8 protein-coding genes and 2 pseudogenes are annotated in these 11564 nt (G+C 40.0%); 5 read left to right on the plus strand and 5 right to left on the minus strand.

Translation table 11 applies throughout. The annotated features are described in order from the left end of the window. Nucleotides 1–16: 16 nt before the first annotated feature. The gene (locus LNTAR_RS14135; protein ID WP_007279396.1) at nucleotides 17–430 is read right to left on the minus strand and encodes an IS30 family transposase; all 414 of its coding nucleotides are present in this window, start codon (nucleotides 428–430) and stop codon (nucleotides 17–19) included. Nucleotides 431–496: 66 nt separating this feature from the next. Here LNTAR_RS14135 and LNTAR_RS26690 point away from each other — a divergent pair. Next, nucleotides 497–1870, plus strand: a pseudogene (locus tag LNTAR_RS26690) (IS5 family transposase); the annotation flags it as partial. Nucleotides 1871–1968: 98 nt separating this feature from the next. Here the strand turns inward: LNTAR_RS26690 and LNTAR_RS14145 are convergent. From LNTAR_RS14145 to LNTAR_RS14160, 4 genes and pseudogenes are all read right to left on the minus strand, one after another. After that, nucleotides 1969–2598, minus strand: a pseudogene (locus tag LNTAR_RS14145) (IS30 family transposase); the annotation flags it as partial. Nucleotides 2599–3161: 563 nt separating this feature from the next. Continuing rightward, nucleotides 3162–3359 carry a hypothetical protein gene (locus tag LNTAR_RS14150; protein WP_007279400.1) on the minus strand — a complete coding sequence of 66 codons (198 nt, stop codon included), beginning with the start codon at nucleotides 3357–3359 and terminating at the stop codon, nucleotides 3162–3164. Continuing rightward, nucleotides 3349–3774, minus strand: a complete 426-nt coding sequence (locus LNTAR_RS14155) for a zeta toxin family protein (RefSeq protein WP_007279401.1) — start codon at nucleotides 3772–3774, stop codon at nucleotides 3349–3351. Before LNTAR_RS14155 ends, LNTAR_RS14150 begins: the two co-directional genes overlap by 11 nt. Before the next feature lie 187 nt (nucleotides 3775–3961). Next, entirely contained in the window at nucleotides 3962–5947 is a 1986-nt protein-coding gene (locus tag LNTAR_RS14160) for a serine/threonine-protein kinase (RefSeq protein ID WP_007279402.1), read from the minus strand. A 204-nt stretch (nucleotides 5948–6151) separates the two neighbouring features. Between LNTAR_RS14160 and LNTAR_RS14165 the strand changes: the two genes are divergently transcribed. The 4 genes from LNTAR_RS14165 (at nucleotide 6152) to LNTAR_RS14180 (ending at nucleotide 11517) form a co-directional block, all read left to right on the plus strand. Next, nucleotides 6152–6745 carry an RNA polymerase sigma factor gene (locus tag LNTAR_RS14165; protein ID WP_007279403.1) on the plus strand — a complete coding sequence of 198 codons (594 nt, stop codon included), beginning with the start codon at nucleotides 6152–6154 and terminating at the stop codon, nucleotides 6743–6745. Nucleotides 6746–6927: 182 nt separating this feature from the next. Beyond that, entirely contained in the window at nucleotides 6928–8790 is a 1863-nt protein-coding gene (locus tag LNTAR_RS14170; protein ID WP_007279404.1) for an FAD-dependent oxidoreductase, read from the plus strand. 22 nt (nucleotides 8791–8812) lie between these two features. Beyond that, a complete protein-coding gene (locus tag LNTAR_RS14175) occupies nucleotides 8813–9715 on the plus strand; it encodes a DUF4405 domain-containing protein (protein ID WP_007279405.1) in 903 nt (300 codons plus the stop codon). Then, nucleotides 9715–11517, plus strand: coding sequence for a sulfatase (locus LNTAR_RS14180; protein ID WP_007279406.1), 1803 nt, complete (start codon nucleotides 9715–9717; stop codon nucleotides 11515–11517). Before LNTAR_RS14175 ends, LNTAR_RS14180 begins: the two co-directional genes overlap by 1 nt. Nucleotides 11518–11564: the final 47 nt, after the last annotated feature.

The raw sequence follows: 11564 nt of genomic DNA on the forward strand, positions 1-11564 counted from the left end.
TTATTGTTGCTTGAATTCAACTCATAAGTGCAACACCCTTTGTTTTTGTTAAATCAATTCCAGTTAATTTCTGAAATACTTCATAAGGTGTTTTAAATTTTAAGCATTTTCTAGGCCTATTATTAAGCTTGTCGACAGCAATTTCAACTTCTGAAACATTAACTTTATCAAGAGTCATGTACTTGGGAAAGTATTGACGTAGTAAGCCATTTGCATTTTCGTTCTGTCCTCGCTCCCATGAATGATATGGTTTTGCAAAATAGCTTTTACATTCCAACTTTTCAGAAATACTCTCATGTTTAGCAAACTCCTTCCCGTTATCAAAGGTGAGAGTGTGAACTTGTTCTTTAATGGGTGTCAACAAATTAATGATGGCTTCACTAACTAGCGCCCACTGAATAATATATATCTTATTGATTATAAGATACATAACACAAAAAAGTGCTATATTATCTGTAATCAAAACACCTCAAAATAGTCATTAGGTTTGCAGAAGATGTACAAAAACACGAGTTTAGAGCCGAAAATGGCCAACCTCCCTTATTTCCTGGATACGACACTCAATGTAGATAACCGTTGGGTGAAATTATCCACTCTAATTCCTTGGTCAGATGTAGAAGAGATCTACGCTTTAAACTTCACTAGTCAGAAAGGCCCTAAGGCAATATCTGCTCGTGCAGCATTTGGTTCGCTTATCATTCAGGTGAAGCTAAGTTTAACCGATGAAGAAACGGTTGAGACGATTGCCGAAAATCCCTATATGCAATACTTCATAGGTCTTGAGCGATATGAACAAAAAGCTCCATTTGATTCAAGTATGATGACTCACTTCAGAAAACGATTCAACGCCCAAGGTATCAAGGATATTGACGAACTCTTACATTCCGCTACTAGAGAAAAGTCAGATGTTTCTGACGATGACTCTGATGATGATCAGCCACCGAGCAATAAAGGCTCGATAATTGTTGATGCCAGTTGTGTTCCCGCCGACATTCATTACCCAACTGACTTAGGTTTATTAAACAAAGCTCGTGAGAAAACAGAAGACATTATTGATATACTTTGGCGCAATCGATCTAATGTGGATGAGAAAGTAAAACCTCGAACTTACCGTGAGGCCGGAAGGAAAGCTTCTTGAGTATCGTACTACAAAAGCGTGTTTCGAAAAGAAAAGACGTCAAGCTCTCGAGAAGTAGTTGAATTCAGTAAGAAGAACCTTTCCAGTATAAATGAGCTCAAAAAGTACGCAGACCTATCCTTGTTGAAGTCAAATTTATACCGTGATTTATTAGTGATCGATACACTTTACCAGCAACAGCAATATATGTATGATAATAATGTAAAGAGTGTGAATGATCGAATTGTAAGCATTCATCAACCGCACGTACGCCCTATTGTGCGAGGCAAAGCAGGTGCTCATACCGAGTTTGGTGCAAAGATATCTATTAGTGTTGTCGACGGCTGGAGTTTTCTCGATACAATAAATTTCGACGCATACAACGAAGGTTCGGAACTTATCTCTCAAATTGAACAATATAAAGATCGTTTTGGTTACTACCCCGAATCAGCGCACGCTGATAAGATATACCGTAACAAAGTCAATCGAGCCTACTGTAAAAAACACGGAATACGAATAAGCGGACCCTGTTTAGGAAGACCTCCAAAAGATCTGAAACTTCGTAAAGAACAAAAAGAAATTCAACGACAAGATGAGGCAGTGAGAAATACGGTTGAAGGATGCTTTGGAGTTGCGAAAAGACGATACAAATTAGATAGAATATTTACAAAAATCAAAGGCTCTTCGAAGAGCCTTATCGCTCTTATATTCATGGTGATGAATTTGGAGAAGGCAATGGCCTTTATAGCCGTTGTTTACTTTTTCATTATTAATACATTCCGCCGAATCATTAGGCAGGTTCAAGGAAGTCCTCAAGTTATCTTATTCAAAACACTTATTATTCAGTAGCCCCTAACTAAGGAAGCCTTTTTCTGAGAAACAGGCAGTGCTAACCGTACTTTTGACTTACGATCATCCATTGTTACTATTGCCCCTTTATGAGCTTTTCCGATGATTGTATCAAGCTCCCAGTCACCAACTCGTTCTCTTTTGTTTGCAGCTTCAGGTCGCTGATCTATATCAATCCTGTTGGGAATGCCATTTCTACTGTGTTGATTACCATAACGTTTACGGTAAGGCTTACCTTGATGTCGAAGCAACTTATATAGTTCACCACCCGATTTTTTGTCTTTGAGAATATATTGGTAAACTGTTTCATGATGAAGTGATATTGACATATCATCTTTTAATCGCCCAACGATTTGTTCTGGACTCCAATCCTTCGTAAGATGTTCATCGATATAAATTTTAACCTCAACTGTTAATTTGATGGATTTTGGCTTTTCTTTTAGTCGCTTTTGAGCTAATTCATTAGCCTGCCTGTTACGATAACCACGTTTACCTGTGTTACGTTTAAGTTCCCGTGAGAGAGTACTCACGTGACGACATAGCTTTTTTGCTATTTTATTGATGGATGTACCTGCCTTTTGTTCCAACTCAAGGTAATGTCTTTCTTCAAGACTCAGATGTTTATAGGACATATTTCTTGTCTCCTCTGTTTTTGGTTTGGTCACTAATACAGAGTACATTTGAGTCTTGTTTCACTCAATAGCTTCTGTACTAGCAACTAACAGAGGTGTTGCACTTACTACCCGAATTCAGCTTGTTTTTTATATAAGTAATCTCGATTTTTGTGTTTGTAAGGTCTAAGCTGAGTTCGCACTTTCTATATAAATTGTGACTCACAAGAAAAGTATCAACTCCAGTGATTTGTTATATCAATGGCACTAGTATAAGGCTTGTCAAATAAATACCTTAGGCAATTTTTATTCTTAGAGAAAAGTATCACTGCGATTTTGTGATAACTAATGTGATAAGTACCAAAGCAAAAAACCGCAAATCATAAAATAATTCACGGCTTTTAATGGAGGCGGGGTGTGAGTTTCAAGGAGACGATCTGAGCACGAAACCAGTCTCATTCATGTCAGTTTGAACTCAAAAAAGGTCTAATTTGGCTAACACTCAACATAAAAAACGTAGTACCCAAAATGGTAGTGAAGTGGTAGTTCAGGTCAAATACGGCAATGATTTGGCAAGTCTACCTTTAGTTTTTAAAAGGACTTTTTTCTGTAATTTCACCTGAGGGAAGTTTATAAAAAATTTTACCATCTCTCGAGAATACGGAATCAATATTTTTTTTCTTATTTCTCTCAAGAACAGAGTTCACAGCCTTATTACCGATTTTTTGTATATAAAAGGCATCCTTATAGACTGATGAGCTTTCTAATTGTTTATTTTCCATTTTCGACTCCTTCTATGAACTGATTAAAAATATCAGCATCATTAATATCATATTGATCTTTTACACCAATGCAAAATTCTTTGAAACGTAAGTCTGAATTATAGACTAAGAACCACTGGTTAATCATTTCTTTATACACGTTCCAGAAATTATTTTTACTTCGGTAATAGCGACGAACAACATCATCATCTGGAACATGATGACCGCCGTTTAAAACTCGTTCTTTGATTCTCTCAATACAGACATCTGGATTTTCGAGAAAGATATAGATTAACTCAACATCGAAACCTTGTGCCTGCACTTTCGGGATTAACTTCTCAAGGTATTTGCCCGAAAGAGTTGACTCCAAAACAAAACTTTGCTCTTCTTTAATAACGTGTCTTACTTGCTGAAAGAAAACTCTACCAGCTTCCATTTTTCCACCAGTCGTATACTAGGATCTAATTCCTTGGCGATTTCATCTGCATTTACAAAAGGTAAAGATAAATCTTCTGTCAACATTTTTGCAAAATATATCCGATCTATAATGAGTCTCCTAAAAAAGACGAAAATCTGTTTTGAGGACCTTGTTAACAAAGCTAGCGCGCGGGTTTAGGTAAGAGTTATTTCTCGATGACTGTGCAGTTTGGCGGTAATTTTTGTCTTACGCTTTGAGGCATTTTTCCTTTGCTCACAATCAAAGTTTGCAATTTTTTCAAAGTTGTTAGGACCTTGTAATTCGAAAAGGGCGTTTGGTGAATATTTAAATACTGAACCGGTTTGTTTTTTAAGTAGGGTGAAAAGTCGTTTTGTGAGCCTTCAGCATCTAAGTGCTCATAATAATGATTAAAAATACCTAACGGTAATTTATTAGTGTAGCGTAGATTTAACTTAATGATGTTGAAGTTCTTGATGGGATATATGGACTTTATATTCGTATGGCTGAGGTCAAACTTTTTAACAACGGCAGGGCCAAACTTCGCTAAGACATTTAGAATCTCTAAGTCAGGGTTGTTGCTAAGATCTATGGTGTAGGCGTCATCTTTATATTCCAGGACGGAATTCATTGATGATAAATTATTGCGCATCATCAGCACGCTGCGTAGTAATTCCAGCTTACTTTCAGGTGCACTTTTGGCAAATTCTTGATATAATATATTGCGATAGATGTAACCCTTGTCATTTTCTGGCTCAACACCGACCGCTTTAAGCAGTGCAATGGTTTGCTTAGGTTTTTTGTTTTCGTGCTCTTTTATTTGAGCACAGTTTTTAGCGATAATATAAACTTCTGGGTTAATGCCTTTTAATACATCTACTGCAGCAGTAAATTTTTGCATGGACATGAGTGCTTTGCCGTATAAATCACGAACCTTTTTGTTTTCTTTATCAAAATTGAAACAGACTTGTGTCAGAGTAAGAGCTGTTTCAGGCTGGCCTTCCAGAAAGGCAGATTTTGCTTTTTCGATATAGTGGGGGAGTAATTCTGCTTCAGCATTTTTACGCTTTAAATCAGATTCCTCTAATTGATTTAGTAGATTTAATGCGTGCGTTTCCTTTTGTCTAAGAGAGTGAATAAAGCCGATGAGTAAACCCGATAGAATGATTAGGGAAAAAGTGGCTGTATTCATGACGCGTTTATTGCGTTTGTACAATAGTTTAATTTGAGTAAATGTGCCTGCTTCTTCGGCCTTTGGTGCAAAGCCATTGAGATATGATTTTATATCGATGAGCATGTCTTCCACTCTTTGATAACGCTCAGACTTATTCTCTGCCAAAGCCTTAAGACCAATAGCTTTTAAACTAGCTGGCAAAGGTTTTTTCTCTACATCTAGTAATACTTTTGCTGATCTTGGGAACTCTTGATCTTGAGGGTCTTTCTCCGTTAACAAAGAATAGAAAATGGCACCTAAGGCATAAATATCACTTTGGAAGGAGTACTTGGCATCTTTTAAAATTTCAGGAGCAATAAAGCCCGGTGTCCCTTTGATTACTCCCTTGAGGGAGACTCTTAGATTTAGGTCTTGTAAGTTCTGGTCATCAAGGATTTTTTCCTCGCAATCCTCTAAAACGATATTCGCCAAGCCCCAGTCACACAAGAGTACCTCGCCAAACTGACCGACATAAATATTTTCAGGTTTTAGGTCCCGATGTAAAACACCTTTGGAATGAGCATAAATGAGTGCATCACAGACCTTGAGAAAGAGAGATAAAAGTTCTTGTTGCGGCATTTTTTTCTTGGCAACAAGGATGTCCTGAAGAGTATCGCCACGACCTAATTTCATGGTGAAGTACGGCTGATCTAATTCATCTTGGCCAGTTTCATAAATAGGCATGATATTTGGGTGCTGGAGTAAAGCCGTAATTCGCGCTTCTCGCAAAAATTGAGCTTTTGCTTGCTGTGAATTGTTTTTCAAGACAGCCAGAGCAATTTCACGACTGCAGCTTGTGTCGTAGACTTGATATATCTTTTTTTGGGCCCCTTCACCAATAAGAGTCTTGTCTAGGTACCTTTTCTGTTCAGAAGGGCGATCATTGGTCTCAATTTTATCCTGTACAAGCTTGTATTGACTTTGCAGGAAGTCTGTGAAATTATCCTTGTCTGATTCCATCTATCTACGGTACTCTTTTATTTATATATGCTTGGAATGAATATAAGCCGTGAGCTGAAAAACACATTATGATATACACTAAGTTCTAGGTATTGCGAAGTGACAAGTTATTGTTCAGCTATTAAATTAAATAAGATATTATTGAATGAATCCAAATTCTGATTCAGAAGTTTTTGGTAAAACATAAATGCAGTTTAACACTCTATGAATCAAGCAAGAAATACACGACAGACTTTGTTATTAAAAATTCGAGATCAGTACAATGATGCTGCCTGGGAAGAATTTATTGCTTTTTATCGTCCCTATGTTTATCGTGTTATACAGAACCTTGAGCAAATAAAATTTGAGGATAGGGAAGATGTCATTCAGGAAGTGATACTCATTGCTTGGAAAAAATTGCCTGACTTTGATTATCAACCTCAAAAAGGCCGTTTCCGTTCCTGGCTCAGCGTTATTACTCATCGAACAGCCAATAATTATTATCATAAAAGCAAAAAGGCGAGTGTATTTAAAAGTCATCTAGAAGCAGAAGAACTGGAAAAGGGGCTGCCGCCTGAAATAGAAAAACTCTGTCAGCAGGAGTGGGAGAAGCATGTAAGTGAAGCTGCCTGGACTAATATTTCCGATAAATTTGAAGTCAAAGTTTTACAAGCTTTTCAAAAATTGGCCTCTGGTGAAAAAGGCGAGCAGGTTGCGTTGGAACTTGGTCTCTCGCGAAATTCCGTTTACGTTTACAAAAAACGCGTGATGGCGGCTCTGCAAAAAGAGATCGCCTACCTAGATGAAGAATTAAGGTAGCGTTCATATCTTGCTTTTAAACATGATAAAAAGATTTAATTAAATCTCACTTTTTTTGTCTTTACTGTAAGATTCGCTCGGCTGAGCATAATATAGATCCAAGAATTGAATACGCAGTGGATTCAAACTCTCGCTTTAAAGAATGAGTTTAGTCTTCTGTTTAACAGCTAAAGGAAAATATTATGGATCGTCGCCAGTTTTTAAAATCAAAAATCGCAGGTACCGCAATCTTAGCTTCATCGGGCTTAGTCTTTAAAGCAGATGCACAAAATCTTCCCACTCAAAGTACTGAAAATCCGGATATGTTGGATGTAGATGTATTGGTTGTTGGCGGTGGATCAGCGGGTCACGTAGCCGCCATTCAGGCTGGACGCATGGGGGCAAAGACGGTTCTTCTTGAGCGCGGTTCTCAGCTTGGAGGTACGACTACGACTGGTGGCGTTTGCTTCCCAGGGCTCTTTCACGCCTGGGGTAAACAGCTGATTTCTGGTATTGGTTGGGAGCTGGTGAAAAAATCCCGCGAAGTAGACTGTAAGCCCCTACAGGATTTCTCTGTAGCCAATAAGGGTCACGTTTACTATCACGTTAACATAAATGGGCAGCTTTATTCCCTCTTGGCTGAAGAAGCTTGCCTCGATGCGGGTGTCTCTTTAGCTTATTATCAGTTCCCCGAAAAAGTGACTCAAACGAGCAATGGTTGGCTGGTTGATGTGGTCGGGCAGGGGGTGCGTTATCAATTGCGTTGTAAGCAAATCATTGATTGTTCCGGTGGTGCAACCGTGGCGGGCATGCTCGGTATGGAGCGTATGCGTGGTGAGGAGCGTCAACCTGGAACACACTCTGTCATCTATAAGGGTTTTGATATGAATGTGGTGAATAAAAATAAAAAGAAAATTCAAGAGATGTACAAACAGGCAGTCAAAGAAGGTCGTCTACAGAAAGGTGATACCTGGAGTGGTAATGCTTTTCAACCTATTAGAAGTACTTCAGGTAATGTCAATCACATTTTTGGAGCGGATTCATCTACTGCGGCAACGCAAACCCAAACGAATCTTGCAGGCAGAAAATCAGTCTTGCGCATGCTCAAATTTTTAAAGACGATCCCAGGTGGAGAAAATGCCACAATTGATCGCATGATGACCGAAACGGCCAGTCGCGAAACCTATCGCATCAAAGGTGAGCGAGTGCTAACGGTAAATGATTACACCAGCGGGCGAACTTTTAAAGACTCACTCTGCTACTCCTTTTATCCCATTGACTTACACGATAAAAACGGTGTAAAACCCCAAAAATTAAAGCCAGGAACATTCCCCACCATTCCGAGAAGTTGCCTCATTCCAAAAGGCTCCAAAAACTTTATGGTCGCGGGACGTTCTGTTTCCAGTGATCGTTTAGCGAATTCCGCAGCACGAGTTCAAGCCACTTGTATGGCCATGGGGCAGGCCACCGCCGTGACCGCCGTACTTGCAGCTAGACAGGGTAAGACTCCGGGTGATGTAGATTTGGCTGAAATTCGCGTCGAACTCATTAAGAATGATGCAATTGTCATTGGTGGTCTAAAAAGTGCCAAAGCCGAATCACAAGAAACCAATTCCGACTCACAAGAAGGCAACAAGCAGGTCTTAAGTGGGGATAGACTTTTAGTGGATGCGGTGACTGCTCATGCAGTAGGTTCTTGGAAAAAAAGCAGTAATTCTAAACCTGCCATTGGTTCTAACTACCTTCACGATAACAATCAAGCAAAGGGTGAAAATTCTTTAACTTTTGACATCAAAGTCGAAAAGCCGGGAAGATATGATATCAAACTCTTCTATAGTGCTCACGAGACTCGTGCTAATAATGTGCCCGTGTCGATAAGTATTGGCGGGCAAGTCACAGAACTGAAAGTTAATCAACAAAAGAGTGATGATGGCGGATTTGTACTTGGTCAATTTGATATCCAAGACGATGCGAAAATTGTTATTTCCAATGCAAATACAAGTGGCTTTGTTATTGTCGATGGCTTGGAATTTAAGGCAACCAAGACAGCTAAGATAAAAATATAAGCCATAAACTTGGGGATAAACTTTGAAAAATAAAAAACAGCTCGTCAACCTCTTGGTAGCCAGCACTTTTCTCGTGATGGTTATTTCGGGCTTGATGGCTTATTTTAGGCCCTTTTCGATCAAAACTACTGGCCTGCATTCATTGATGGGCTTTTTCTTTATTCTGCTCATATACCTGCATGTGAAGCATAATTTTAAGGGTCTGAAAAAAAGCTTTCAGGGAAAAAACCTAGTGCTGACTTTTAGCATCACAGCGCTGCTGACAGGCCTGTTTATTTGGCAACCCAAACCCATACAATCTATTCTAGGCTTAAGCAATAATTTAGGCGCCGCTCAAGATCGTTTTGAAATGAATGATAAGGGGATGATTTATCATTACACACCAACGCCCGAATATAAGCTTAAAATAGAAGTGAGAGCGGGCAAAAACTATCAAGCAGAAAAACCATCGCAAATGGCGATTTGGTTACAGAATCAATCCTTTTACCACATTAAAACTTTGCACAGTTCGCAAAATACTGAAGAATTGCCTTACTGGTCCTGGAAAGTTAAGGAATACAATAAAGCCAAAAAAGAAGCCGAAGAAAACGATGGTGAGGTCCTGTCAGTGAGTGGGGCGACTCCCAACAGCTCCTTTGATCCGCGCGATTATATTTTACCCGAAAGAAATGAAGAGCCCTTTTATTTGATGATCGAAGTGAATCAGCTCGGCGACGGCAATGAGTCTTACCAGGATCAGCCCAGCATGATATACAGAATTGAAATAGATAATAAGTACCCCACGGCTTTTCAGGTTTTTGAGCTCATGGGCTACTCAAAGTACGATCAACAGGAAGAGGCTTGGCAAGCCTATTATCCCGATGGCTCAGTAACGACGGCACTCAAGCTCATTGATAGTGCCTTACTCACTATAGAGAGAGATTAATGAGAAATTTTTTATTCCTTTTATTTTGTTTAATAAGTTTACCTTTATTGGCATTGGACAAAAAGCCCAGCGTGCTGCTGATTAATGTGGATGACTGGAATGATTGGAACGAAGTCTTGCAGGGACATCCACAAGCGATTACGCCCCATATTAAACGCTTAGCAGAGCGCGGTATTACCTTCAGTAATGCGATCTGTGCCTCGCCTTCCTGCGTACCCTCTCGTCCAGCCTTCTTTACTGGTATAGCCCCTTGGCGCTCCGGTAATATTTCCAATGATAATGGTCGTCGGCCCTGGCGTTTTTACGCGGGGGAAGAAGCGGTCACAATTCCTAAGCTCTTTTCACAAAATGGCTGGCAAAGCATTGGCATTGCCAAGAATTTTCATAAAGGAGATAAACCTGAGTTCGATACTTACATACCGGCACCCCAAAAGGTAAGTAAAGTTAAGGGCGTGGGGATTAGACTCAATTCATCTGCTGTTTGGGATATTGCCGATGTACCAGTCACAGAAATGTCTGACTACAAAGCGGCTAGTCTTGGCATAGAAAAGATTCAGTCACTTAAATCCTCTTTATTACTTTCGGTGGGGATTTATCGGCCCCACGTTCCGTGGATTGTGCCACAGGAGTATTTTGATATGTATCCGCTGGAAAACCTGCAGCTACCTGAAGCGCGCAGCGATGACCTCGATGACTTGCCAGAGCGTTTTAAGTTAGTCGCTGGTTTAGAGGCTAAGTTCGGTAAGGGCTATCATGAAAATCTAGTAAAAAAGGGCTACGATAAGCAGTTTGTAAGGGCTTACTTGGCAAGTGTGACTTTTGCTGATGAGCAAGTCGGCCGCCTTTTAGATGCCTGGTACTCCAGTTCCCATGCCGAAACGGGCTATGTGGTGCTGTGGAGTGATCACGGTTACATGCTGGGAGAGAAAAGTGCCTGGTCAAAAATTAAACCCTGGTACGATTCCTCACGCAGTAATTTTATGATTGCCGGACCGGGTTTAGAGAAAGGGGTGATGTGTAATAAAGCCGTTTCGCTTTTGGACCTCTACCCAACGCTCGTTGATTTACTGGGATTACCAAAGCCGCCACAAAAACTAGATGGCAATAGTTTGCTTCCATTGCTCAAAAATCCACAAATGGACTGGGATAAACCAGTGCAAATGACGAGCCAAATGGATGGCGTATTTTTTGAATCGATTCTTTCCAATGATTACCGCATGACTCGTTTAGCAACAGGTGAAACAGAGTTATATAAACTAGCTAGTGATCCCCATGAATTTCGTAACTTGGCCAAAAATCCTGAGTATGCATCGCTTATTGAAAAGATGGAAAAACATCTTTCCTTTACTTATCCACTTATACCTGAGGACGGTTGGATCGAGGCTGAACTGATTCCCGCCCAGACCTCGGCAGATTATAAATTGCGTGGCAATTGTCATTACTTGAGAAGTAAAGACGAATCTAGTAAAATGCTCTACGCCGATCTCAATGCAGGAAAGGGCAGCTATATCGATTTGATTTTAGAAGTCCAAAGTCCGGGAGCTTACCGCTTGGAAGCCGAGATGTCAGCTAAGGGCAATTTTTTAGTCCAAGTCGATGATGTGAAAAATGATGCCGCGCAATCGGATAATGGCTACCCAATGAAAAAGATCGCTCAATTTCCAGCGCAGAAAAAGCTTACTAAGTTAAACTTAGGTGTGGCGAAATTTGATGCGCCCGGTCTTAAAATCATTCGTTTTGTTTCGCAAGTTCCCAAGCAGCAAATGAAATTCGATCGCCTGCGCCTACTCAAAGATGACTGATTTACAATAATTAAAAATTGGCTGCTGGTGAAAAAGGTGCGCAGCTT

Source organism: Lentisphaera araneosa HTCC2155, from assembly GCF_000170755.1.
GTDB classification, from domain to species: domain Bacteria; phylum Verrucomicrobiota; class Lentisphaeria; order Lentisphaerales; family Lentisphaeraceae; genus Lentisphaera; species Lentisphaera araneosa.